A 26212-nucleotide genomic window follows, 5' to 3' on the forward strand; every position below is an offset into this window, starting at 1 on the left:
CTTGCCGAGAACGCTTTCCGCCCTACGGTCTGACGCATGGCCGAAACAGGAGCATCCCCACTCCCCCCGACGCCCCCGACGTCCGTGGCGCACACTCCGCTCACGCGCGCCGAGCAGTTCATCTGGCACACCGCGCGCGTGCTGGAGCAGCGCCGCTTCGTGTACCACTTCCTGGACGGCGACGCCGACGCGGTGGAGACCGCGCTCACCGCCTACCGCAACCCGGACGAGGGGTACGGCCACGCGCTGGAGCCCGATGTGCGCGGGCCCGTGAGCCAGCCGCTGCACACCGCGCACGCACTGCGCGTACTCGACTCGATCGCCCGCTGCGCGGGACAGCGGGCGGAACGCGTCTGCCGCTACCTGACCTCCGTGTCGACACCGGACGGCGCCCTCCCGGCGCTCCGTCCCAGCCGGCACGGCCACCCCACGGCACCTTCCCGCCCCGCCGCCGACGCCCCGCCGGGCGACCTCCTCGCCACCGGGCCCGTGGTGGGACTGCTGCACGGCAACGAGGTGTGGCACGCGTGGCTGTTCCGGGCCACCGACTTCTGCTGGCAGGCGGTCGAAGCCCTGGAGCGGTCCCATCCGCTCGAGATCGAGGCGGCCGTGGCCTTCCTGGACTCCGTGCCCGACCGCCCGCGCGCGGAGGCGGCCGCCGACCGGCTCGGCCGTCTGGTCCGCGGCCACCGGCTGGTGGTACTGGACCCCGGGGAGCTGGAGGCGTGTCCGATGCCGGACGGCTGCGCGCCGGGCGGGCACCACTTCCCGTACGACTACGCCCGCACCCCGGACTCCCTCGCGCGCGCGTGGTTCACCGACGAGGAGATGGCCCGGTCGCTGGACTTCCTGACGGCCGGCCAGCAGGAGGACGGTGGCTGGCCGGTCCTCGCCCGCTGTTCGGCCGACGGGCACCGTCCCCGGGGTCAGTGGGCGCCGGGCCCCGAACGGGAGAGGCGCCCCATCGTCACCATCGAGGCGCTGCTCACGCTCCGCGCGTACGAGCGCCTGTGACGCCGGAGGCGTTTCCGGGCCCGCACGCGCGCGTGCGGGCCCGGTCCGCGCTCAGCGCCCGTTCCCCGGCCGTCACCACTACGGCCGCGGCCACGACGGTCAGGAAAGGCGCGCGCACGTGCTCGTGCGCGCGCCGTACGAACCGCTCATGGACGTACCGGGCCCGCAGCAGACCGACGCCCGGCAACTCCGCACACCGCCAGTGCCGCGCCCGCTTCCCGGAACCCCTCACGCCCTCATCCTCCCGCCGCATCCGGCCACCGCCCGGCGCGCCTTCCTCGCACGGCGGCATTTCCGCAGGTCAACCGCATTGTCAGTGCACGGGTGCAGGATGGATGCATGGCCAGTTCCCCGCTCGACGCCTTCTCCCCCGCGACCCGCTCCTGGTTCACGGGGGCGTTCTCCGCGCCCACAGCGGCGCAGGGCGGGGCCTGGCAGGCGATCGGCGAGGGCTCGGACGTGCTCGTCGTCGCCCCGACCGGCTCGGGCAAGACCCTCGCCGCGTTCCTCGCCGCCCTGGACCAACTGGCCTCCACCCCGCCTCCCGCCGACCCCAAGAAGCGCTGCCGCGTCCTGTACGTCTCCCCGCTGAAGGCCCTCGCCGTCGACGTGGAGCGGAACCTGCGCAGCCCGCTCACCGGTATCCGCCAGGAGGCCGTGCGCCTCGGCCTGCCCGAGCCGGAGATCAAGGTGGGCATCCGCTCCGGCGACACCCCGGCCGCCGACCGCCGCGCCCTCGCCACCCGCCCGCCGGACATCCTGATCACCACGCCGGAGTCGCTGTTCCTGATGCTCACCTCGGCCACGCGTGACGCGCTGACCGGCGTGGAGACCGTGATCCTCGACGAGGTGCACGCGGTCGCCGGCACCAAGCGCGGCGCGCATCTCGCCCTCTCCCTGGAGCGGCTCGACGAGCTCCTGCCGAGGCCCGCCCGCCGCATCGGCCTCTCGGCGACCGTCCGCCCGGTCGACGAGGTCGCCCGGTACCTGTCCCCACGCCGCAAGGCGGAGATCGTCCAGCCGCCGTCCGGCAAGGAGTTCGACCTGTCCGTGGTCGTCCCGGTCGAGGACCTGGGTGAGCTGGGCGGCTCGCCCGCGGCCGACGGCGCACAGGGCGCCGACCGCCCGTCGATCTGGCCGCACGTCGAGGAGCGCATCACCGACCTCGTCCAGTCGCACCGCTCGACGATCGTCTTCGCCAACTCCCGCCGCCTCGCGGAGCGCCTGTGCAACCGGCTCAACGAGATCGCCCACGAGCGGGCCACCGGCGAGTCCCTGGAGGCTCTGGAGGAGCACCACTCCCCGGCCGAGCTGATGGGCAACTCGGGCGCGGCCCACGGCGCTCCCCCGGTCATCGCCCGCGCCCACCACGGCTCGGTCTCCAAGGAGCAGCGCGCCCAGGTGGAGGAGGACCTGAAGGCGGGTCGCCTGCCCGCCGTCGTCGCCACCTCCAGCCTGGAGCTCGGCATCGACATGGGCGCCGTGGACCTCGTCATCCAGGTGGAGTCACCGCCTTCGGTCGCCTCCGGCCTCCAGCGCGTGGGCCGCGCGGGACACCAGGTGGGCGCGGTCTCCACGGGCGTGGTCTTCCCCAAGTACCGCGGCGACCTCGTGCAGGCGGCCGTGGTCACCGAGCGGATGCGCACCGGCGCCATCGAGTCCCTGCGCGTCCCCGCCAACCCGCTGGACGTGCTCGCCCAGCAGCTCGTCGCCATGACCGCGCTGGACACCTGGCAGGCCGACGACCTGCTCGCCCTGGTGCGGCGTGCCGCCCCCTTCGCCTCGCTCCCCGAGTCCGCGTTCACGGCCGTGCTCGACATGCTCGCGGGCCGCTACCCGTCGGACGCCTTCGCGGAGCTGCGCCCGCGCGTGGTCTGGGACCGGGTCACCGGCACGGTCACGGGCCGCCCCGGCGCCCAGCGCCTCGCCGTCACCTCCGGGGGCACGATCCCGGACCGCGGCCTGTTCGGGGTGTTCCTCGCGGGCGCCGACCCGAAGAAGGGCGGCGGCCGGGTCGGCGAACTCGACGAGGAGATGGTGTACGAGTCGCGCGTCGGCGACGTCTTCACGCTGGGCACCAGCTCCTGGCGCATCGAGGACATCACACGCGACCGGGTGCTGGTCTCCCCCGCGCCCGGGGTCCCGGGCCGGCTGCCCTTCTGGAAGGGCGACCAACTGGGCCGGCCGCTGGAGCTGGGGCGCGCGCTGGGTGCCTTCCTGCGCGAGATCGGCTCCCTGACCCCGGACGACGCGCGGCTGCGCCTGCGCACGGCCGGCCTGGACGCCTGGGCCGCGGAGAACGTCCTGTCCTACCTCGCCGAACAACGCGAGGCCTGCGGTCACGTGCCGGACGACCGCACCATCGTCGTCGAGCGCTTCCGCGACGAGCTGGGCGACTGGCGGGTCGTCGTGCACTCCCCCTTCGGCGCCCAGGTGCACGCCCCCTGGGCACTCGCCCTCGGCGCCCGCCTGTCCGAGCGCTACGGCATGGACGCCCAGGTCATGCACGCCGACGACGGCATCGTGCTGCGGCTGCCGGACGCCGACCTGATGGGCCTGGACCTGCTCGACCAGGACCCCATGAAGGGCGGCACGGAGTACGACGCCGAGAAGGCCCCCGTCGGCGCGGCGGACGTGGCCTTCGACAAGGGCGAGGTCGACCAGATCGTCACCGAACAGGTGGGCGGCTCCGCGCTGTTCGCGTCCCGGTTCCGCGAGTGCGCCGCCCGCGCGCTGCTGCTGCCCAAGCGCAACCCGGGCAGGCGGACCCCGCTGTGGCAGCAGCGCCAGCGGGCCGCCCAGCTGCTCAAGGTGGCGAGCGAGTTCGGCTCGTTCCCGATCGTGCTGGAGGCGGTCCGCGAGTGCCTGCAGGACGTCTTCGACGTTCCCGGGCTCGGCGAGTTGATGGGCGACATCGAGTCCCGCAAGGTACGGCTCGTCGAGGTCACCACCCCGGAGCCCTCACCGTTCGCCCGCTCCCTGCTCTTCGGGTACGTGGCGCAGTTCCTGTACGAGGGCGACTCCCCCCTCGCCGAGCGGCGGGCCGCCGCCCTGTCGCTGGACTCCCGGCTGCTGGCCGAGCTGCTGGGCCAGGCGGAGCTGCGTGAGCTGCTCGACGGCGAGGTGCTGACCGAGCTGGAGCGGGAGCTGCAATGGCGCACCGAGGACCGGCGGGTGAAGGACCCCGAAGGCGTGGCGGACGTGCTGCGACTGCTGGGCCCGCTCACGGACACCGAGCTGACCGAGCGGGGCGCCGAGCCCGACTGGGCCCGGGAGCTGGCCGCGAACCGCCGTGCCATCCGGGTCAGGATCGCCGGGGCCGACCACTGGGCGGCGATCGAGGACGCCGGCCGGCTGCGGGACGCGCTCGGCACGGCGCTGCCCGTCGGTGTCCCGGAGGCCTTCACCGAACCGGTCAAGGACCCGCTCGGCGACCTCCTCGCGCGGTACGCGCGCACGCACGGTCCCTTCACCTCGGCCACGGCGGCGGCCCGCTTCGGCCTCGGCGTGGCCGTCACCGAAGGCGCCCTCCAGCGCCTCGCGGCGAACGGACGCGTCGTGCAGGGCGAGTTCCACCCCGCGGGCATCGGCCAGGAGTGGTGCGACGCGACCGTGCTGCGTCGGCTGCGCCGCCGTTCCCTCGCCGCGCTCCGGCACGAACTGGAGCCGGCGCCTCCAGCCGCCCTCGCGCAGTTCCTGCCGCGGTGGCAGCACGTGGGCGGAGGTCACCGACTGCGGGGCGTCGACGGACTGGTCCGCGCGATCGAACAGCTCCAGGGCGCCTCCGTACCGGCTTCGGCCCTGGAGAAGCTGGTACTGCCGTCCCGCGTCGCCGACTACCGGGGGGCGCTGCTCGACGAGCTGACGGCGGCGGGCGAGGTCGTCTGGGCGGGTGCCGGAGCACTCCCCGGCAAGGACGGCTGGGTCTCCCTGTACCTCGCGGACGCGGCCCCGCTGCTGCTCCCCTCCCCGCACCTCCTGGAGACGACCCCGCTCCACCAGTCGGTGCTCGACGCGCTGTCCGGCGGGTACGGCCTGTTCTTCCGCCAGATCGCCGACCAGGTCCGTGCCACCACGCACCCCGACGTCACCGATCCCCAGCTGGCCGACGCCGTCTGGGACCTGGCCTGGTCGGGCCTGCTCACCAACGACACGCTCACCCCTATGCGCTCGCTGCTCGGCTCGGGCCGTACGGCCGGTGCCACGGCCCACCGCGCCAAGCGCGCCGTGCCGCGCGGCCGCTACGGCTCCCTGACCGCCGCCGCGCGCCCCCAGTCCCGTACCGGCCCTCCCACGGTCGCGGGCCGCTGGTCCCTGCTCCCCGCCCAGGAGCCGGACCCCACCGTGCGCGCCCACGCCCTGGCCCGCACCCTGCTCGACCGGCACGGCGTGGTGACCCGGGGCGCCGTGGCCGCCGAGGGCGTCGAGGGCGGTTTCTCTGCGGTCTACCGGGTGCTGTCCGCCTTCGAGGAGAGCGGTCAGGCGCGCCGCGGCTACGTCGTCGAGGGACTGGGTGCCGCCCAGTTCGCGATGGAGGGCGCGGTGGACCGCCTGCGGGCGACGGCGAACGCACGGGAGCGCGGAGAGACCGGGCCGGACGCCGGGTTCGCGCCGCCCGAGTTCCCTCCCCACCTCGGCCGCCCCGGCGCCACGGGCGGTGCGACCGGGCCGGTCGGCTTCCCCGCCGGCACCACCGACCCGTTCGGGTCGCCCGGAGACAGTGCCACCGGGGGCCTGGGCGGCAGCCGTCTTCCCGAGGCCCGGGCCGACGGGCAGCGCCACGGCGGCCGGTACGGCGTGGGCGGTGAAAGGGCCCGCCGCCGCGCCGCCGACGACCGGGCCGTGGTCCTGGCGGCCGCCGACCCCGCCCATGCGTACGGCGCGGCCCTCCCGTGGCCGGAGCCCCCGTCCGGGGCCGGGCACAAGCCGGGCCGGAAGGCGGGCGCCCTGGTCGTCCTGGTCGACGGCGAGCTGACCCTGTACGTGGAGCGGGGCGGCAAGACCCTCCTGGCCTGGCCCTCGGACCCGGACGGCACGCTCGCCGACGATCCGCGCCTGCCGGCCGCCGCCGAGGCCCTCGCCGCGTCCGCCCGCGCGGGCTCCCTCGGCACGGTCACGGTGGAACGCGTCAACGGCACCCCGGCACTCACGTCACCGCTCGGCGCCCTCCTGGAAGGAGCCGGTTTCGTCGCGACGCCCCGCGGGCTGCGGCTGCGCGCCTAGGCCTCCGGGACGGTCTCCGCCCGCACCGTGCCACCCTTGGACCATGCCCGAAGGAGACACCGTCTGGCAGGCCGCGAAACGGCTGCACACCGCCCTCGCGGGCAGGGTGCTGACCCGCTCCGACCTCCGGGTACCGAAGTTCGCCACCGCCGACCTCACCGGCCGCACCGTCCTGGACGTCACCCCGCGCGGGAAGCACCTGCTCACCCGGATCGAGGGCGGCCTGACGCTCCACTCCCATCTGCGGATGGACGGCGCCTGGAAGGTCTTCGAGAACGGACAGCGCTGGAGCGGTGGCCCCACCCACCAGATCCGGGCCGTCCTCGGCACCACCGAACGGACAGCCGTCGGCTACCGCCTTCCCGTCCTCGCGCTGCTGCGCACCGCCGAGGAGCAGGATGTCGTCGGCCATCTGGGCCCCGACCTGCTCGGACCCGACTGGGACCCGGACCTCGCCCTCACCCGTCTCCTCGCCGACCCCACCCGCCCCCTCGGCGAAGCCCTCCTGGACCAGCGCAACCTCGCCGGCATCGGCAACGTCTTCAAGTGCGAGCTCTGCTTCCTGCTCAAGGTCACCCCGTGGCTGCCGGTCGGCGACCTCCCGCCGGGCCACGCCGCCCAGCTGCCCGAGCTGGCGCAGCGGCTGCTGGAGGTCAACCGTGACCGCCCGGACCGCAACACCACGGGCCTGCCCCGCCAGAACTTCTTCGTGTACGGCCGCGCGGGGCGCCCCTGCCTGCGCTGCCGGACCCCCGTCCGCCTGGCCGACCAGGGCGACGGCGCCCGCGAGCGCCCCACCTACTGGTGCCCCACATGCCAGACGGGCCCGGCCCCGGCGCCCGTACGCCGCTCCCACCGCCGTACGGCCTCCTGAGGACACCTCAGCACACCCGCCGGAACGGCCCGGCCCGGGTCACGACGGTTCGGACGCCCTGGTCCCCTCACACGGTGGCGCCATCGTGGCAGCGGGCTCCGGCACGGTGCGGTCCTTGGGGGCGCAGTGCACCGGCAGCAGGCTCAGCCCCCATCCGCCGGCGGCGACCGTCGCCTCGACCAGGCCGGCGTCCGGGGCGAACGCGATCCGCAGTACGCCCCACCACCACAGTGCCCCCACGCTCAGTACCGCTCCCCAACGCACTGTCCGCATGGCCGCACCTCCAGGCCGCCCCAGCCGTCCGGGGTCGTTTCGAACCCTCCGGCCCGACACTAGGCAGCTGCCCGTATCGGCCGACAGGGCGCACCACGGGCGAAGAGAGGCACCGCGCGCGCCCGGCGCCCGCGTTCAGGCACGCCCACGGGCGGGCTCATCACGTTGTGGACCGGCATGCTCCGGATCCGTCGTCCGTCGGGCGGGCTCTTCCGTGCAGCCCCTACAGCCCCGAGCTTCGCCCCTCCACGATGACCCCCGCACCGGGGACCGGCAAGCGGAGCGCGGCCCGCCCCAGACGCGAAAACCCCGGCCGGGGCCCCTCCGGGGTTCACCCGGTGGGGCCCCGGCCGGGGCCTTGCCACACTTCTTCAGGTCCGCGCCGGGCGTCTGTCCGGCACGTGGCTCACGCGTACGCGCGCCTCACGCGGCGACGACGTCCACCGCCTCGGCGGGCGCCTTGATCGTGACCCGCTCCGGTGACACACCGGTCACCGAGACGGAGTTCAGCATGGGGCGGCGCGCCGGCGCGGGCACCGGCTCGGTGGCCGATGCCGACCGGGCCAGCTCCGCGAGGGCCAGCTCGTCGCTCACTTCCCGCATGAGTTCGGACATCCGTACGTCCAGCGCGTCGCAGATCGCGGAGAGCAGTTCGGAGGAAGCCTCCTTCTGCCCCCGCTCCACCTCGGAAAGATAGCCGAGTGAGACTCGGGCGGACGAGGAGACTTCGCGCAGAGTACGGCCCTGGCGCTGGCGCTGCCGACGCAGCACGTCACCCAGCAGGCGACGGAGCAGAATCATCGGTGGCTCCCTCCTCGGACCGTGTAACCGCATCCTTCACGCCCCACCGTACCGCCTTGCGCCGCGGCCGTGCGGGGAGCGCTGTCGTGTTCACTCAGGGCTGCAAACATCAAGTCCCCCCGTTCTGTTCCGTATCCTGTGCCCGCTCGTTCCCGGTCCGTTCGCCCCTGAGCTCCTCGAGGAGCAGGGCGAGTACGCTCCGTACACTCTCCATACGAATTTCCGCCCGGTCGCCGTTCAACCGCAGCGCGGCCACTTTCCCGCCACCGGTATCACCGGAATCCGCGCCGCCGGGCCCGTCGACGGCCACGAAAACGGTGCCGACCGGCTGCCCGTCCTGCGGGTCCGGACCCGCGACCCCCGTGGTCGCGATCCCCCAGTCCGCACCGAGCGCCTTCCGCACACCGGCCGCCATCTGGGCCGCGACCTGCGGATCCACCGCACCCCGCATCGCCAGCAGGGCGCCGTCGACGCCGAGCAACTCCCGTTTGAGTTCGGTGGCGTAGGCGGTCACCGAGCCCCGGAAGGCCTGCGAGGCCCCGGGGGTCGCGGTGATCTCCGCGGCCACCAGACCACCGGTCAGCGACTCGGCGACGGCGAGGGTCTCGCCCTTCACGCGCAGTAGTCGCAGCACCTCGGCGGCCCTGGAACTCACCGCTCCGACTCCTGCAACACAGCCTCCCGCTCGGCCATTCCCCGCCTGCGCAGCACAATGGCCTGTCTCACGTAGTCGAGTCCGGTCACCACGGTCAGGGCGACCGCCACAGCCATCACCCAGAACCTCAGGGTCGCCAGCGGTCCCGTCAGCGCCAGTACGTACATGCCGACGGCGGTGCCCTGCGCCAGCGTCTTCATCTTGCCGCCGCGGCTCGCGGGAATGACCCCGTACCGGATGACCAGGAAACGCATCAGGGTGATGCCGAGTTCCCGGCCCAGGATGACCCCGGTCACCCACCACGGCAGGTCACCCAGCGAGGAGAGACAGACCAGCGCCGCTCCCATGATCGCCTTGTCGGCTATGGGGTCGGCGATCTTCCCGAAGTCGGTGACGAGGTTGTAGGTCCGCGCCAGGTGCCCGTCGAAGACGTCGGTGATCATGGCCACGGCGAAGGCCGCCCAGGCCCAGGCGCGCCACACCGGGTCGTACCCGCCGTCCATCAGCATGAGCACGACGAAACCGGGCACCAGGACCAGGCGCAGCATGGTCAGGATGTTCGCGATGTTCCAGAGGCTGGCCTGATCGACGGCGGCAGCGCCCAGCTTCCCGCCGCGCACCGGCTTGGCCTCGCCCGGGGCGCCAGGGGCGCTGGGGGGCCCGCCCGCCGCGGATGCCGGGACTCCCGTCATCTGGCCGCCTCCTCGCTACACGCCGTCGCACCCGGGAGCGGCTCGGCCACCAGGTCGACGCCCTCCGTGCCGACCACCTTGGCCTCGGCCAGCGCACCGACGCGCAGCCCCGCACCGCTGGTGAACAGCACCTGGCCGTCCGTCTCGGGTGCCTGGTGCGCGGCGCGGCCGTACGGTCCGTCCTCGCCGTCGACCGACTCGACCAGCACCTGGAGCGTCTCGCCGAGGCGCTCCTCGGCGCGCTGCGAGACCAACTCCTCCGCCAGCCTGGACACACGCGCGAGACGCTCGGCGACCACGTCCTCGTCCAGCTTGTTCCCGTACGTCGCGGCCTCGGTGCCCTCCTCGTCGGAGTAGCCGAAGACGCCGATCGCGTCCAGCCGCGCGCCGTTCAGGAAGCGCTCCAGCTCCGCCAGGTCCTCCTCGGTCTCACCGGGGAAGCCCACGATGAAGTTGGACCGGGCACCGGCCTGCGGGGCCTTGGCGCGGATGGTGTCGAGCAGCTCGAGGAAGCGGTCGGTGTCCCCGAAGCGCCGCATCGCGCGCAGCACGCCGGGGGCGGAGTGCTGGAAGGACAGGTCGAAGTAGGGCGCCACCTTGGGCGTGGAGGTGAGCACGTCGATGAGCCCGGGCCGCATCTCGGCGGGCTGCAGGTAGCTGACGCGCACCCGCTCGATGCCGTCCACCTCGGCGAGCTCGGGCAGCAGCGACTCCAGCAGCCGGATGTCGCCGAGGTCCTTGCCGTACGAGGTGTTGTTCTCGGAGACCAGCATGATTTCCTTGACGCCCTGCTCGGCGAGCCAGCGCGTCTCGTTCAGCACGTCGCTGGGGCGGCGCGAGATGAAGGAGCCGCGGAAGGACGGGATGGCGCAGAAGGAGCACCGCCGGTCACAGCCGGAGGCGAGCTTCACCGAGGCGACGGGCGAGCCGCCCAGCCGGCGGCGCAGGGGCGCGCGGGGGCCCGAGGCGGGCGCTAGGCCCTCCGGGAGGTCGACCGGGGCGTGCCCGGGGAGGGCGATGTCGACGCCCGCGCTCTGCCGCTCGGCGGGGCTGATCGGCAGCAGCTTGCGCCGGTCCTGCGGGGTGTGCGAGGCGTGGATGCCGCCGGAGAGGATCGTCTGCAGCCGGTCGGAGATGTTCGCGTAGTCGTCGAACCCGAGCACGCCGTCGGCTTCGGGCAGCGCCTGCGCCAGATCCTTGCCGTACCGCTCGGCCATGCAGCCGACCGCCACGACGGCCTGGGTTCTGCCGTGGCCCTTGAGGTCGTTGGCCTCCAGGAGCGCGTCCACGGAGTCCTTCTTGGCGGCCTCGACGAAGCCGCACGTGTTGACCACGGCGACATTAGCGTCCTCGGCGTCCTCCACGAGCTCCCAGCCGTCCGCCTCCAAGCGGCCTGCGAGCTCCTCCGAGTCCACCTCGTTACGGGCGCAGCCAAGGGTGACGAGTGCGACGGTACGGCGTTCAGGCATGGGCTCAAGACTACTTCGTCCCACTGACGGCCCACGTCGACGGGGTTGGCCGATCCCGGCCGACCCCGTGCCCCGGTGCCCCCGCGCGCGTGTCCCCACCGGCGCCTTCCGTCCGATTCCGGCCGGACGAGGCCGCCCGGCCGGCTCCCCCGTTCGGGGACTATCCGGCCTCGGGGTCGCCCTTCGTGTACGTCAGGCGCTCGACCGCGCCCGCCCGGAACTCGTCCTCGATCTTCTTGCCGTTGACGTACAGCTGGATCGCGCCGGCGTCGCCGAGGACGAGGTCGATCTTCTGCTGGTCCTGGAAGGTCTTGGAGTCGCCCTGCTCCATCAGCCCGTCGAAGAGCAGCCGGCCGTTGTGGTCCTTGGCGGAGATCCAGCTGCGGCCGTCGACGGCGCTCACCTGGACGGTCACCTTGTCGCGGGGCGCGGCCGCGATGGCGCTGTCCGACGGCTCCGGCTCGGGCTTCTCGTTCTTCGGCGGCTGCGAGGCGGGCGCGCTCGTCGTCGCGGTGGACCCCTCGGCCACCTGCGTCCTGGCGCCCTCCTCGTCGTCACCGCCGAACAGCGTGAACCCGACGAAACCGATCACCGCGACGATGGCGGCGACCATGGCCGCGGTCCAGTTGGGGCCGCGGCGCTCGGGGCGGATGCGCTCGGCCTCGAAGAGCGGGGCCGCCGGGGTGGGTGCGGGCCGCCCGCCGTGATCGGCGTCGTACCGGGCCAGCAGCGGTCCGGGATCGACGTGCACCGCGCGCGCGAGGGTGCGGATGTGCCCGCGCGCGTACACGTCGCCGCCGCAGGGGGCGAAGTCGTCCTGTTCGATCGCGTGCACGATGGCGATGCGGACCCGGGTGGCGTTGCTGACGTCGTCGACGGTCAGACCGGCCGCAATGCGCGCCTGCCGCAGGACGTGGCCGATCGAGGGGCGTTCCGCCTCGTGCTCGTCCAGCTCGTTTTCGAACGGACGCTCGTCTTCAGGGGGATTGCCGTCAGAGGGATTGCCGATGGACACGGGGGCGCCTTTCGAGGGTGTAGCCACCTGTGCTGGAGGTTCAGTCTAGGGGGGGTGCGAAAGCGTGGGGCAACCGGACGGTGATGCTTTGTACGCCATCAGAATGGCCGGACATCCTGAGGATGGGACAGCCGAGTGTCCCCTCCCTCAACTTGACGTGCGCCGGAGGGAAACGGTTGCTCACCGGTTCCTTACGGGTGAGTCACAATCGTCTACCCGCCCCCCGGTACGCGTACGCGTAGGGAACCGGCCGACGACCGGTTCCCTACGAATCCTCCCCACGGAGCACCGCGAGCACACCGTCCAGGTCGTCGGGCTTGACCAGGACGTCCCGCGCCTTGGAGCCCTCGCTGGGCCCCACGATGTTCCGCGACTCCATCAGGTCCATCAGCCGCCCCGCCTTGGCGAAGCCCACCCGCAGCTTGCGCTGGAGCATCGAGGTCGAGCCGAACTGCGTGGAGACGACCAGCTCGGCCGCCTGGCACAGCAGGTCCAGGTCGTCGCCGATGTCCTCGTCGATCTCCTTCTTCTGCTTGGTGCCGACCACGACGTCGTCCCGGAAGACCGGCGTCATCTGGTCCTTGCAGTGCTGGACGACCCCCGCGACCTCCTCCTCGGTCACGAAGGCGCCCTGCATACGGGTCGGCTTGTTCGCGCCCATCGGCAGGAACAGCCCGTCGCCCTTGCCGATCAGCTTCTCGGCGCCGGGCTGGTCCAGGATGACGCGCGAGTCGGCGAGCGAGGAGGTGGCGAAGGCGAGCCGCGACGGCACGTTCGCCTTGATCAGACCGGTGACGACGTCCACGGACGGCCGCTGCGTGGCGAGCACCAGGTGGATGCCGGCCGCGCGCGCGAGCTGCGTGATCCGCACGATCGCGTCCTCGACGTCCCGGGGCGCCACCATCATCAGGTCGGCGAGCTCGTCGACGATCACCAGCAGGTACGGGTACGGCTGGAGCTCGCGCTCGCTGCCCTCCGGCGGCTTCACCTTCCCCTCGCGCACCGCGCGGTTGAAGTCGTCGATGTGCCGGTAGCCGTACGCGGCCAGGTCGTCGTACCTGAGGTCCATCTCCCGCACGACCCACTGGAGCGCCTCGGCGGCCCGCTTCGGGTTGGTGATGATCGGCGTGATCAGGTGCGGGATGCCTTCGTACGCGGTCAGCTCGACGCGCTTGGGGTCGACCAGGATCATCCGGACGTCCTCCGGGGTCGCCCGCATCATGACCGAGGTGATCAGACAGTTGATGCAGGACGACTTGCCGGACCCGGTGGCGCCGGCGACCAGCATGTGCGGCATCTTCGCCAGCGAGTGCATGACGTAGCCGCCCTCGACGTCCTTGCCGAACGCGACCAGCATCGGGTCGTCGTCCTCCGCGGACTCCGCGAGCCGCAGCACGTCGCCGAGGTTGACCATCTCGCGGTCGGTGTTGGGGATCTCGATGCCGACCGCGGACTTGCCGGGGATCGGGCTGATGATCCGCACGTCGGGGCTGGCGACGGCGTACGCGATGTTCTTGGTGAGCGCCGTGATCCGCTCGACCTTCACGGCCGGGCCGAGCTCGATCTCGTACCGGGTGACCGTCGGGCCGCGCGTGAAGCCGGTGACCCGCGCGTCCACCTTGAACTCGGTGAAGACGGTGGTGAGCGAGTCGACGACGGCGTCGTTGGCCGCGCTGCGCGCCTTCCCGGGGCCGCCGCGCGCCAGCAGGTCCAGGGACGGCAGCGCGTAGGTGACGTCCCCGGAGAGCCGGAGCTGCTCCGCGCGCGCGGGAAGGTCGCGAGGGGCCTCCGGAGCTGCCTTGGTGAGGTCCGGGACGCCGGAGCCCGACCTCTTCCGCTGCGGGACCTCGGCGGCCGCCGGCACGGGCTCCTCGGCGCGCGCCGCCGGCACGGGCGTGGTCTCCTGACGGCCGTGGCGGTCCGCGGTGACGCCCTGGGTGAGGTCGGCGACGACCGGGGAGGGCGGCATGCCGTGCAGGACGGCGCCGTCCAGCTCGGCGGCGGCGGCCGCGGCGACGTCCACGGGACCCTTCGGGCGGTTCGCGTCGGACTCCGGTGCCCCGGAGCGCCGGGACCGCCCGCGGCGCTTCGTGAGCGGCTCCTGCTCGCCGCTGTCGGGGTCGTACGCCTGCGGAGTACCGGCGCGCCGACGGGCGCGCGCGGGCAGCGCCTCACGCCACTGCTCCTCGTACCGCTCGTCGTCCTCGGTGAACTCCCGGCCGTCGAGGTCCTGGATGATGCCGAGTTTCCGGCCGAGCGCCCGCAGCCGCTGTGGAACGGCGTTCACCGGGGTCGCCGTGACGACGAGCAGCCCGAACACGGTGAGCAGCACGAGCAGCGGTACGGCGAGCACCTCGCCCATGGTGAACGTCAGCGGGCTCGCGGCGCCCCAGCCGATGAGGCCGCCGGCGTCCCTTATCCCCTGCATGCCGTCGCTGCGCGCGGGCGAGCCGCACGCGATGTGCACCTGTCCCAGCACGCCGATCACGAGCGCGGACAGGCCGATCACGATGCGCCCGTTGGCCTCGGGTTTCTCGGGATGGCGGATGAACCGTACGGCGACGACCGCGAGCAGGATCGGCAGGAGCAGATCGAGCCGGCCGAAGGCGCCGGTGACGAGCATCTCGACGAGGTCACCGACCGGGCCCTGCAGGCTGGACCAGGTACCGGCGGCGACGATGAGCGCGAGCGCCAGCAGCAGCAGCGCGACGCCGTCCTTGCGGTGCGCCGGGTCGAGGCCCCGCGCGCCCTGCCCTATGCCCCGGAACACGGCGCCGACGGCGTGCGCGGCACCGAGCCAGACCGCGCGTACGAGTCTGTACACGCCCCCGGTCGGACTGGGTACCGGCTTCGGAGCCGCCTTCCTGGCGGGCGCCTTCCTCGCGGCGGCTTTTTTCGCGGGGGCCTTCTTCGCCGGAGCCTTCGTGGGGGCAACCGCCTTCTTCGCGGGCGGCTTCTTGGCTGCGGGCTGACGTGAGGCCATGAGTGCGAGATTACCGTCGCGAACCACAACGGACACGTGTGCCCACCGCTTCACCCGTTCGTGTCGCGGGAGGAGGGGCAGAAAGCTGACGAGGCCCCCGCCGAAGCCCTGACTTCCCGTCACGCGGCTTGGGCCGCCTGGCACAACGCGGCACGGCCGGTGTGACCGGCTCCTGCGGGACCTGCTGTCAGTTCTGCGACGGTACGGAGGCGGCTCCGCTGCCCGTGCCCGGTTCCAGGGCGTCCAGCGCGCGGCGCAGGCCCGTCAACTTGCGTTCGAGATGGGCGGCCGTGGCCACCGTCGCGGCGTCCGCGGACTCGTCGTCCAGCTGCTTGGAGAGCGCCTCCGCCTGCTCCTCCACCGCGGCCAGCCGCGCGGAGAGCTCCGCGAGGATTCCCGCGGGTTCCTTGCTGTCGCCGACGGCGGACCGGCCGCCACCCTCCAGCTGCAGCCGCAGCAGCGCCGCCTGCTCCCTGAGCTGGCAGTTCTTCATGTACAGCTCGACGAACACGGAGACCTTGGCGCGCAGCACCCACGGGTCGAACGGCTTGGAGATGTAGTCGACCGCGCCCGCCGCGTACCCGCGGAAGGTGTGGTGCGGTCCGTGGTTGATGGCGGTGAGGAAGATGATCGGGATGTCCCGGGTCCTCTCCCGCCGCTTGATGTGCGCGGCCGTCTCGAAACCGTCCATGCCCGGCATCTGGACGTCCAGCAGAATGACCGCGAAGTCGTCCGTCAGCAGCGCTTTGAGCGCTTCCTCCCCGGACGATGCCCGCACCAGCGTCTGATCGAGCGCGGAGAGAATGGCCTCCAGCGCCAGCAGATTCTCCGGCCGGTCATCGACCAGGAGGATCTTGGCCTTCTGCACCATGGCCCGCCCTCCTCGCCCCGGCGTGGGGCCTCCCCTGTCCGCAGGATCTGGAGCGGCACCACCGAGGGCCGTCCCAGAGGGCGACTTCCTTGTGCCGCCCGTCCTCGTGCCGGTCATCGTAGCCGCACCCCGCCCGTCGCCACACCCTGTCACCGCGATGTCACCGTGCACGTAGCAGAAACGTAGCGGGGGACCAGAAGGTTCCCCGAATCCCGCACTTCTACACGGCTTCCACCACACTCAGTTATGCCGCGCCGGTCCCGCGGGGGCGACAACTCGCCACCGCGGGACCCGCTTTCGGCCGCTTACCCCGGGTGCGCGGGCCGCACACCGCCGCGCTCCCCGCCGCGCGGGAGGCGCCCCGCGCCGCGGAACACCGGTCACTCGCCCCGCATCCACTGCTCCATCACCGAGAGCAGGTGATCGGGGTCGACCGGCTTCGTGACGTAGTCCGAGGCGCCCGACTCGATGGCCTTCTCCCGGTCGCCCTTCATCGCCTTGGCCGTCAGCGCGATGATCGGCAACCCGGCGAACTGGGGCATCCGCCGGATGGCCGTCGTCGTGGCGTAACCGTCCATCTCGGGCATCATGATGTCCATCAGGACGACCGCCACGTCCTCGTGCTGCTCCAGGACCTCGATGCCCTCCCTGCCGTTCTCGGCGTACAGCACCGACAGGCCGTGCTGCTCCAGGACGCTGGTCAGCGCGAAGACGTTGCGGATGTCGTCGTCGACGATCAGCACCTGCTCGCTGTCGAAGCGGACCGGCTGCCGCGGCTGCGGGGCCGCCTCCTGGCCGTTGGGCGACCACTGCTCCTGCGCGGGAGGCCCGGAGGGAGCGGTGGCCCCGCCCGGCAGGGCGCCGTGTCCGTCCGCCGCCGGCAGCGTCCTGCGGCGCCGCCTGAACAGCGCGGCGGGCCCGTTCTGGGTCGCCTGGTACGACTTCACCTCGGCCGGCGTCTCGAAGCCGGACGGCGCCTGCGCCTCGGCCTCCACCAGCTCCCCGGCCTCCAGGGCGGGCGCGGCCTGCGTGTAGCCCTGCGGCGGCAGCTCGCTCGGGTGCAGCGGCAGGTACAGGGTGAACGTGGAGCCGCGGCCGGGCTCGCTCTGGGCGTGGATCTCGCCGCCCAGCAGCCGCGCGATCTCCCGCGAGATGGACAGCCCGAGGCCCGTACCGCCGTACTTGCGGCTCGTCGTGCCGTCCGCCTGCTTGAATGCCTCGAAGATGACCCGCATCTTGCTGGCCGCGATGCCGATGCCGGTGTCGGCGACGGAGAACGCGATCAGGTCGGCGTCCGCGTCCCGCAGCGAGCCGGCCTCCAGCAACTGCTCCCGGATGGCCACGGGCACGTCCGCGCCCGCGGGCCGGATCACCAGCTCGACGGCGCCGGTGTCGGTGAACTTCACCGCGTTGGAGAGCAGGTTGCGCAGCACCTGCAGCAGGCGCTGTTCGTCGGTGTGCAGCGTGGCGGGCAGCTCCGGGGAGACCCGCACCGAGAAGTCCAGACCCTTCTCCGCGGTGAGCGGACGGAAGGTGGCCTCCACGTAGTCGACGAGCTGGACGAGGGCGATGCGCGTCGGGGAGACGTCCATCTTGCCCGCCTCGACCTTGGACAGGTCGAGGATGTCGTTGATCAGCTGGAGCAGGTCGGAACCGGCGCCGTGGATCGTCTCGGCGAACTCGACCTGCTTGGGGGTGAGGTTCGTCTCGGGGTTGTCGGCGAGCAGCTTGGCGAGGATGAGCAGCGAGTTGAGCGGGGTGCGCAGCTCGTGCGACATGTTCGCCAGGAACTCGCTCTTGTAGCGCATCGAGACGGCGAGCTGCTCGGCGCGCTCCTCCAGGACCTGCCGCGCCTCCTCGATCTCGGTGTTCTTCACCTCGATGTCGCGGTTCTGCCGGGCCAGCAGCTCGGCCTTGTCCTCCAGCTCCGCGTTGGAGGCCTGCAGGGCCTTCTGCCGCTGCTCCAGCTCCTCCGAGCGCAGCCGCAGCTGCTCGGTCAGCTCCTGGGACTGCTTCAGCAGCACCTCGGTCTTGGTGTTGACGGAGATGGTGTTGACGCTGGTCGCGATCATCTCCGCGATCTGGTTCAGGAAGTCCTTCTGGATCTGCGTGAACGGCGTGAACGAGGCCAGCTCGATGACACCGAGCACGGTCCCTTCGAAGAGCACCGGAAGCACGATGACCTGGGCCGGGGGCGCTTCGCCGAGCCCGGAGGAGATCTTCAGGTAGCCGCTCGGAGCGTTCTCCACGAGGATCGTGCGCTTCTCCTGGGCCGCCGTCCCGATGAGCGCCTCACCCGGGTGGAACGACGTCGGCATGGACCCCATGGAGTAGCCGTACGACCCCAGCATGCGCAGTTCGTACGCGTCGTCGCCCTGGGTGCCGTCCTTGAGGTCCTTGCCGTCGACCAGCGGGAGGGCGAGGAAGAACGCGCCGTGCTGCGCGGACACCACCGGCGTCAGCTCGCTCATGATCAGCGAGGCCACGTCCGCCAGGTCGCGGCGGCCCTGCATCAGCGCGGAGATCCGGGCCAGGTTACCCTTCAGCCAGTCCTGCTCCTTGTTGGCGATCGTGGTGTCGCGCAGGTTGGCGATCATCTTGTTGATGTAGTCCTGGAGCTCCTGGATCTCGCCCGAGGCGTCCACGTCGATCTTCAGGTTGAGGTCGCCGCGGGTCACCGCGGTGGCCACGCGCGCGATGGCACGCACCTGCCGGGTCAGGTTCCCCGCCATCTCGTTCACCGACTCGGTGAGGTCGCGCCAGGTGCCGTCGACGTCCCGCACGCGCGCCTGACCGCCCAGCTGGCCCTCCGTGCCCACCTCTCGGGCGACGCGGGTGACCTCCTCGGCGAAGGACGAGAGCTGGTCGACCATCGTGTTGATGGTGGTCTTGAGTTCCAGGATCTCGCCGCGCGCGTCGATGTCGATCTTCTTGGTCAGGTCGCCCTTGGCGATGGCCGTGGTGACCATCGCGATGTTGCGCACCTGTCCGGTCAGGTTGGACGCCATCTGGTTCACGGACTCGGTGAGGTCCTTCCACGTGCCGGACACGCCCGGCACGCGCGCCTGCCCGCCGAGGATGCCGTCCGTGCCCACCTCGCGGGCCACCCGGGTCACCTGGTCGGCGAACGAGCTCAGGGTCTTCACCATCGTGTTGACGGTGTCGGCGAGCTGGGCCACCTCGCCGCTGGCCTCGACGGTGACCTTCTTGGTGAGGTCACCGTTGGCGACCGCGGTCGCGACCTGGGAGATGTTGCGGACCTGGCCGGTCAGGTTGTTGGCCATCACGTTGACGTTGTCCGTCAGGTCCTTCCAGATGCCCGAGACACCGGGCACCCGGGCCTGGCCGCCCAGCTGGCCCTCGGTGCCCACCTCGCGGGCCACCCGGGTCACCTGCTCGGCGAAGTTGGACAGCTGGTCGACCATCGTGTTGACGGTCGTGACGAGCTCGAGGATCTCGCCCTTCGCGTCGACGGTGATCTTCTTGGACAGATCGCCGTTGGCGACCGCCGTCGTGACCTCGGCGATGTTGCGCACCTGCATGGTCAGGTTGTTGGCCATGCCGTTCACGGACTGCGTGAGGTCCTTCCACGTGCCCGAGACGCCCTGGACCTCCGCCTGGCCGCCGAGCATGCCCTCGGTGCCCACCTCACGGGCCACGCGCGTGACCTGCTCGGCGAAGTTCGACAGCTGGTCCACCATCGTGTTGAGGGTGTTCTTCAGCTCGAGGATCTCCCCGCGCGCGTCCACGTCGATCTTCTGCGACAGGTCACCGCGGGCCACCGCCGTGGCGACCTGCGCGATGTTGCGCACCTGGGCGGTCAGGTTGCCGGCCATGCCGTTCACGGAGTCGGTGAGGTCCCGCCACACCCCGGCGACGCCGGGCACCTGAGCCTGCCCGCCGAGCCGGCCCTCCGTACCCACCTCACGCGCAACACGTGTCACTTGGTCGGCGAACGCGGAGAGCTGGTCCACCATCGTGTTGATCGTGTTCTTCAGCTCGAGGATCTCCCCGCGCGCGTCCACGTCGATCTTCTGCGACAGGTCACCGCGGGCCACCGCCGTCGTCACCTGGGCGATCTGCCGCACCTGCGAGGTCAGGTTCCCCGCCATGAAGTTGACGGAGTCGGTGAGCTCCTTCCACGTCCCCGAGACACCGTCCACCCGGGCCTGACCGCCGAGACGGCCCTCCGTGCCCACGTCACGGGCCATCCGGGTCACCTGGTCGGCGAAGCTCGACAGCTGGTCCACCATCGTGTTCACGGTGTTCTTCAGCTGGAGCATCTCGCCGGACACGTCCACGGTGACCTTCTGCGAGAGGTCGCCGTTGGCCACCGCCGTCGTCACCTGTGCGATGTTCCGCACCTGGCCGGTGAGGTTACGGAACGCCGTGTTGACGGAGTCGGTGAGGTCCTTCCACGTCCCGGCCGCACCCGGCACCTGCGCCTGACCACCCAGCTCGCCCTCGACGCCGATCTCGCGCGCAACGCGCGTCACTTCGGCACCGAACGCGGAGAGCTGGTCCACCATCGTGTTGACGGTGTTCTTCAGCTCCAGCATCTCGCCCGCGACGTCCACGGTGACCTTCTGCGACAGGTCACCGTTGGCCACCGCCGTCGTCACCGCGGCGATGTCCCTCACCTGTGTGGTCAGATTCCTGAACACGGTGTTGACGGAGTCGGTCAGGTCCTTCCAGGTGCCCGCCGCCCCCGGCACGTTCGCCTGGCCGCCGAGGCGGCCCTCGGCACCGACCTCGTTGGCGACCCGGGTGACCTCGTCCGCGAACGTCCGCAGCGTCTCGGTCATCTGGTTGATCGTCTCGGCGAGCTGCGCGACCTCGCCGCGCGCGCTCACGGTCACCTTCCGCGACAGGTCACCGTTGGCGACGGCGGTGGTGACCTCCGCGATGCCCCGTACCTGGGCCGTGAGGTTGCCCGCCATGAGGTTCACCGAGTCGGTGAGGTCCTTCCACACGCCGGCCACGCCCGGGACCTGCGCCTGGCCGCCCAGCTCGCCCTCGACGCCCACCTCGCGCGCGACCCGGGTGACCTCGGCGGAGAAGGACGACAGCTGGTCGACCATCGTGTTGACGGTGTTCTTCAGCTCCAGCATCTCGCCGGCCACGTGCACCGTGACCTTGCGCGACAGATCGCCCTTGGCCACCGCCGTCGTCACCAGTGCGATGTCCCGCACCTGCGCGGTCAGCCGGTACGCCATCGTGTTGACGGAGTCGGTCAGATCCTTCCAGGATCCGGACATTCCGCGTACCCGGGCCTGACCGCCCAGCTTGCCCTCGGTACCGACCTCACTGGCCACGCGCGTGACCTCGTCGGTGAACGTCGACAACTGGTCGACCAGATTGTTGACCGTACGCCCGACCTTCAGGAACTCCCCGCGCAGCGGATGCCCGCCGTTCCCGTCCGTGCCCTGGGCCCGCAGCTCCATCCGCTGCGACAGATCGCCCTCGGCCACCGCGGACAGCACCCGGCCGACCTCGGACACGGGCCGCGCCAGATCGTCCACCAGCGCGTTGGAGGCGTCGATCGCCGCCCCCCAGGAACCCTCGCAGGCGCCCGCCTCCAGCCGCTCGGTCAGCTTGCCCTCACGGCCCACCACGCGCCGCACCCGCGACAGCTCGCCGGTCAGGTGCAGGTTCCGGTCGGCCACGTCGTTGAACGCCGCCGCGATCTCCGACATGACGCCGTCGCCGGTGACCGGCAGGCGCTTGCGGAAATTGCCGTCTCGCATCGCTTCCAGAGCCGCGAGCAACCGGTTGAGGGAAGCCGTCTCCACCGCGGTGGTGCCACCGCGCGTGGCGCGCCTGCTCCCCGGGGTCTGTCCCCCTTTCGCGCGCGTCTCCGTGCCCCGCGCCGCTGCGCCAGACTCCACTGTGTCCCTCCCGCGGGGGTCGACCATCTCTGCTCTACGTGTTCCAGGTGCTGCCCGGCGTGCCGTGCGCCGCCGCGTGGTGCTGCCTCGATATACCAGGAGCCGCCGGAAGGCTGCTGCCCGCTAGCCGGGAAGGCACTCGACCTGGCCGTACCTTCCTTGGAAGCTTGCCCAGTGTTTCACCATGGCTGAACCAGGCCATAACAGTTCGGCAGCTTCGCACATCGTCCGCACGCCCCCGGGGGCGGATTACCGCGCGACCGGCATCCGCATGGACGGCGAAGGTAAGTAACCTTGCATGCGGCTGTCCAGCCATACCGGTCCGTCCGGCCTGGGCGGTGGCACGAGCACGAGCGGGCAGGCATCGGAGGGGCGGCCGCACCATGACCACCGGACTGCATCCTGGGGAAGCACCCCAGGATCCTCGGCCGACGGAGCACCCTACTCCGCTCCTGCCTGTGCAGGAGCGGGTCGGCCACGCACACCCGCTCGTAGAGAACCGGACAAGGAGTTCTGTGATCACCGCGCGCGCGGCTGCCAGTTTCGAGCCCGTCGGGCGATCGGTCGCGACCGCCCGCTCCTTCGTCCGCGACACCCTCCAGGGCTGGGGCTTCGCCGACATCGTCGACGACGCCGTGGTGCTGACCAGCGAGCTGGTCACCAACGCGGTGGTGCACGCCGGCACCGCGGCCGACGTCCTGTGCCTGCGCATAGAGGACGGTGTACGGGTCGAGGTCGCCGACAGATATCCCGAGCGTGAGATCGCTCTCCAGTCCGCTCCCGTCAACATGGGCAGCCCCGACCGCGAGGGCGGCCGCGGGTTGCAGCTGTGCGCGGCGCTGGCCACCCGCTGGGGTGTCGAGTACACGCCCACGCACAAGCAGGTCTGGTTCCAGCTGGACCTCCCCGAGCGCCCGGTGGGCACGCGTGCCGCGGGCCCGTCGCTGCCGGCCGCCCTCCTGCCGCTCGCCGACGGCCGCGTACGCGTCGCGGTGATCCAGATCGACCGATCCGGCTCGATCACCGCCTGGAACGAGGACGCCGAGGACCTCTTCGGCTACCCGGCCGAACAGGTCGTCGGCAAGCCCCTCACCGACCTCGCCGCCTGGCCGCACACCCCGGGGACCAGTACCGGCATCGTCGAGGCCCTCCAGCTCTCACGCTGGGAGGGCAGCTACGGCATCCGTGGCGCCAACGGCCGCGTGACCCCCGTGTACGCCTCCCACCTGCGTGTCCGCGACACGGAAGGCGATCCCTCGACGGTCTGTCTCCTCGTGCGGAACCACGAGCGCGCCGTCCTGCAGACCCCGCTGCGCGGCTCCTCGTCCCCCGACACGGTGACCGCGTCCGAGAGCCAGAACACGGATCCCTTCGAGGTCTTCATCGGCTCCCCGGCCCCCGACGACCTGGACGGCCTGCTGCAGCGCACCGTCGAGCGCGCCCGCGACATGCTCGACGGTGACGCGGCCTTCCTGCTGCTGGCCACGGACGACGAGACGGAGTTGGAGGTGCGCGCCTCCACCGGCCTGCCCTCCGCCCGGCAGCGCTTCGCCCGGGTCCCCGTGGAGGCCGGCCCCGGCCGCTACAGCTCGGCCCGCATGCCCGCGGTCCACGACGACCTCTCGGCCGTCCCCGGTGCCGTGCCCCTGATGAGCGGCACGGGCATGCGTTCGGTCGTCACGGTCCCGCTGAAGGTCGAGGGCCGCCTCACGGGCTCGCTGGGTGTGGCGGCGGAGGCGCCCGGCCGGTACTCCAACGAGGAGGCGCTGCGCCTGCAGTTCGCCGCCGACCGCATCGCGCTCGCCGTGGAGTCGGCCCGCCTGGGCGAGCTGGAGCGGCTGCGCCGCGGTTCGCTCAGCTTCCTGGTCGAGGCGTCCGACCTGCTCGCCGGCACCCTGGACCGCGACCAGACCCTGGCGCTGATGGCCCAGATGACCATTCCCACCCTCGCTACCTGGTGCGCGGTCTACACGATCGCCGACCAGGCTTCGGAGCCCTACCTGTCGTACGTCCTCCACGAGGACGAGGACCGCATCGACGGCCTCAAGGCCCTGCTGTCCAAGATCCAGCCGCCGGACCCGATCCCCACCCCGGGCGCCCGCGTGTGGTCGGCCCCCTCCGAGGCCGCCCACCAGGCGGCACTGCGCCAGTCCATGCGCAGCCTCGGACTGAACGAGCCGACCACCGTCAGCTCGGGCATCGGCACGACACTGGCGACGGCCTCGGCGGTGGGTGGCGAGACGGTCGTCCTCCCCCTGGTGGCCCGCAACCGCGTCATCGGCATGCTGACACTCGGCAAGCCCAGCGACGAGCACTTCCGCCAGGAGATCCTGGAGCTGGCCGAGGACCTCAGCCGCCGGGCCGCCCTGGCCCTGGACAACGCCCGCCTGTACTCCGAGCGCATGGCGATCAGTCAGTCCCTGCAGCGCAGCCTGCTCCCGCCCGGCCTGCCGGACATCGACGGCGTGGAGGTCGACGTCATCTACCGCGCGGCGGGCGAGGGCAACGAGGTCGGCGGCGACTTCTACGACCTGTTCCCCATCCGCGACGGCGCGTACGGCTTCGCCATCGGTGACGTCTGCGGTACGGGCCCGAACGCCGCCGCCGTCACCGGTCTCGCCCGGCACGCGCTCCGGCTGCTGGCCCGCGAGGGGCTGAGCGGGCCGATGGTCCTGGACCGGCTGAACTCCGCGATCCTCGACGAGGGCGACCGTGGCCGCTTCCTCACGCTGCTGTACGGCGAGCTGTGGCCCCAGGAGGACGGCGGCGCCCTGCTGAAGGTCGTCTGCGCCGGCCATCCGCTGCCGCTGCGGCTGCGCCAGGACGGCACGGTGGAGCCGGCCGCCGAACCGCAGCCGCTGCTCGGCGTCATGGAGGAGCTCGACCTCTACGAGCAGGAGGTGCGGCTCGACCCGGGTGACGTCCTGCTGTGCGTGACAGACGGCGTCACCGAACGGCGTGAGGGCTCGCGCATGCTGGGCGACGACGGTCTCGCGGACGTCCTGACCGGCTGCACGGGCCTGACGGCGGGCGCCGTGGCGGCCCGCATCATGCGTGCGGTCGAACGCTTCGCCTCCGACGCCCCGTCGGACGACATGGCGATCCTGACCATGCGGGTACCGGGCCTGCAGAAGGACTGAGAGCAGCGAGAGCACGAAGAAGACCCCGCCCGAATGGGCGGGGTCTTCTGGCCGGAGCCCCCAAACGGAATCGAACCGTTGACCTTCTCCTTACCATGGAGACGCTCTGCCGACTGAGCTATGGGGGCCTGTTGCCTTTCGGGGTTTCCCCCGCGGCAACGGAATAGATCATACCCCGAACGGACCTGTGCTCCCAACCGCCTACATCCGCTCAGAACGCGGGCTGGAGCAGTCCTCCGAGCGCGTTGCAGGCCGACACAATGCGCTGCATGTCCCGTCTCGTCAGTGACGCTTCCACGGGCAGCGCCAGCGTCTCGTCCGCGGCCCGCTCGGTCTCCGGCAGGCATACGTCCCTGCGGAACGCGGGCATCCGGTGCACGGGCGTCTTCACCGGCACCCGGCACCGCACTCCCCTGGCCTGCACGGCCCGCGCGAAGGCGTCCCGGTCCGGCCGTCCATTGCCCGGCACTCGGACGACGTACTGCTGGTACGTGTGCCCTTCCGCCTCCTCGGGCGTGCGCACCCCGTTGAGCCGCGCGTCGAGGTAGGCGGCCCACTGTCTGCGCCGAGCAGTCTCGTCGTACGGTGCGTCGGCGTCATGCTGCTCCAGCACCAGGAGCCCGTGCCGTTGAGCGAGGGCGCGCAGCCGGGAGACGTCGGCCGACCGGCCGAAGCGGTGCGCGACGACGACAGCCGCCGTCCGAGGGGTGACGACGGCGCTCACCGATGCCGGGTCGAGGCAGTACGTCACCGGATCTATGTCGGCGAAGACCGGTACGGCACCGGTCAAGCTCACGGCCGTGGCGAGGTCCACGTCGTCGAACGCCGGCACTACGACCTCGTCACCAGAGCCGACGCCTGCCGCCTTGAGCAATCCAACGGTACTCATGACAGGCATGGTGATCGCGCAACGTGAACACGGAGTGACAGGAAATAAAAAAGAGCCGGTCCCCGGACCGAAGTCCGGGGACCGACTCTTTCAATAATTGTTCGGCGGCGTCCTACTCTCCCACAGGGTCCCCCCTGCAGTACCATCGGCGCTGTGAGGCTTAGCTTCCGGGTTCGAAATGTAACCGGGCGTTTCCCTCACGCTATGACCACCGAAACACTATGAAACAATCAACCGGAGCCGCGGCCTTTGACGGCTACGACGGTTGTTCGTGGTTTCAGAACCAACACAGTGGACGCGAGCAACTGAGGACAAGCCCTCGGCCTATTAGTACCGGTCAACTCCACACGTTACCGTGCTTCCATATCCGGCCTATCAACCCAGTCGTCTACTGGGAGCCTTACCCCATCAAGTGGGTGGGAGTC

The 26212-nt window shown here is 71.7% G+C and carries 14 protein-coding genes, 1 tRNA gene and 2 rRNA genes; 4 read left to right on the forward strand and 13 right to left on the reverse strand.

The features are described 5' to 3' along the window. Positions 1-36 precede the first annotated feature (36 nt). The 3 genes from UW392_RS03995 to UW392_RS04010 all read left to right on the forward strand — a co-directional run bounded on the left by UW392_RS03995 (position 37) and on the right by UW392_RS04010 (position 7111). A complete protein-coding gene (locus tag UW392_RS03995) occupies positions 37-1014 on the forward strand; it encodes a hypothetical protein (RefSeq protein WP_320773448.1) in 978 nt (325 codons plus the stop codon). Positions 1015-1353: 339 nt separating this feature from the next. Then, complete coding sequence (locus UW392_RS04005; RefSeq protein WP_320773449.1) at positions 1354-6237, forward strand: ATP-dependent helicase; 4884 nt, start codon at positions 1354-1356, stop codon at positions 6235-6237. Between the two features lie 43 nt (positions 6238-6280). Then, a complete protein-coding gene (locus tag UW392_RS04010) occupies positions 6281-7111 on the forward strand; it encodes an Fpg/Nei family DNA glycosylase (RefSeq protein WP_320773450.1) in 831 nt (276 codons plus the stop codon). A 39-nt stretch (positions 7112-7150) separates the two neighbouring features. On the opposite strand, the gene UW392_RS04015 is transcribed toward UW392_RS04010, so the two are convergent. From UW392_RS04015 to UW392_RS04055, 9 genes are all read right to left on the reverse strand, one after another. After that, positions 7151-7384 (reverse strand): hypothetical protein, encoded by a 234-nt coding sequence (locus UW392_RS04015; protein ID WP_320773451.1) that lies wholly within the window; start codon positions 7382-7384, stop codon positions 7151-7153. Positions 7385-7807: 423 nt separating this feature from the next. Beyond that, complete coding sequence (locus UW392_RS04020) at positions 7808-8185, reverse strand: helix-turn-helix transcriptional regulator (RefSeq protein ID WP_320773452.1); 378 nt, start codon at positions 8183-8185, stop codon at positions 7808-7810. 109 nt (positions 8186-8294) lie between these two features. Then, complete coding sequence (locus UW392_RS04025) at positions 8295-8840, reverse strand: CinA family protein (protein WP_320773453.1); 546 nt, start codon at positions 8838-8840, stop codon at positions 8295-8297. Continuing rightward, positions 8837-9532 (reverse strand): CDP-diacylglycerol--glycerol-3-phosphate 3-phosphatidyltransferase, encoded by a 696-nt coding sequence (gene pgsA / locus UW392_RS04030; protein ID WP_320773454.1) that lies wholly within the window; start codon positions 9530-9532, stop codon positions 8837-8839. Before pgsA ends, UW392_RS04025 begins: the two co-directional genes overlap by 4 nt. Continuing rightward, positions 9529-11001 carry a 30S ribosomal protein S12 methylthiotransferase RimO gene (gene rimO, locus UW392_RS04035; RefSeq protein WP_320773455.1) on the reverse strand — a complete coding sequence of 491 codons (1473 nt, stop codon included), beginning with the start codon at positions 10999-11001 and terminating at the stop codon, positions 9529-9531. Before rimO ends, pgsA begins: the two co-directional genes overlap by 4 nt. A 160-nt stretch (positions 11002-11161) precedes the next feature. Continuing rightward, complete coding sequence (locus UW392_RS04040; RefSeq protein WP_320773456.1) at positions 11162-12016, reverse strand: RodZ domain-containing protein; 855 nt, start codon at positions 12014-12016, stop codon at positions 11162-11164. Positions 12017-12281: 265 nt separating this feature from the next. Further along, the gene (locus tag UW392_RS04045) at positions 12282-14999 is read right to left on the reverse strand and encodes a DNA translocase FtsK (protein ID WP_320773457.1); all 2718 of its coding nucleotides are present in this window, start codon (positions 14997-14999) and stop codon (positions 12282-12284) included. A 187-nt stretch (positions 15000-15186) separates the two neighbouring features. Continuing rightward, the gene (locus UW392_RS04050; RefSeq protein WP_320773458.1) at positions 15187-15870 is read right to left on the reverse strand and encodes a two-component system response regulator; all 684 of its coding nucleotides are present in this window, start codon (positions 15868-15870) and stop codon (positions 15187-15189) included. A gap of 380 nt (positions 15871-16250) precedes the next feature. Continuing rightward, positions 16251-21758, reverse strand: coding sequence for a HAMP domain-containing protein (locus UW392_RS04055; protein WP_320773459.1), 5508 nt, complete (start codon positions 21756-21758; stop codon positions 16251-16253). A gap of 383 nt (positions 21759-22141) precedes the next feature. Between UW392_RS04055 and UW392_RS04060 the strand changes: the two genes are divergently transcribed. After that, the gene (locus UW392_RS04060; RefSeq protein ID WP_320773460.1) at positions 22142-24898 is read left to right on the forward strand and encodes a SpoIIE family protein phosphatase; all 2757 of its coding nucleotides are present in this window, start codon (positions 22142-22144) and stop codon (positions 24896-24898) included. Between the two features lie 55 nt (positions 24899-24953). Here the strand turns inward: UW392_RS04060 and UW392_RS04065 are convergent. The 4 genes from UW392_RS04065 to UW392_RS04080 all read right to left on the reverse strand — a co-directional run. Continuing rightward, a tRNA-Thr gene (locus tag UW392_RS04065) sits at positions 24954-25026 on the reverse strand. An 83-nt stretch (positions 25027-25109) separates the two neighbouring features. Then, positions 25110-25772, reverse strand: coding sequence for a DegT/DnrJ/EryC1/StrS family aminotransferase (locus UW392_RS04070; protein ID WP_320773462.1), 663 nt, complete (start codon positions 25770-25772; stop codon positions 25110-25112). 114 nt (positions 25773-25886) lie between these two features. After that, positions 25887-26003, reverse strand: a 5S ribosomal RNA gene (gene rrf / locus UW392_RS04075). Positions 26004-26094: 91 nt separating this feature from the next. After that, positions 26095-26212: ribosomal RNA gene (locus UW392_RS04080) — 23S ribosomal RNA — on the reverse strand; the annotation flags it as partial.

Source organism: Streptomyces sp. CRN 30, from assembly GCF_034105845.1.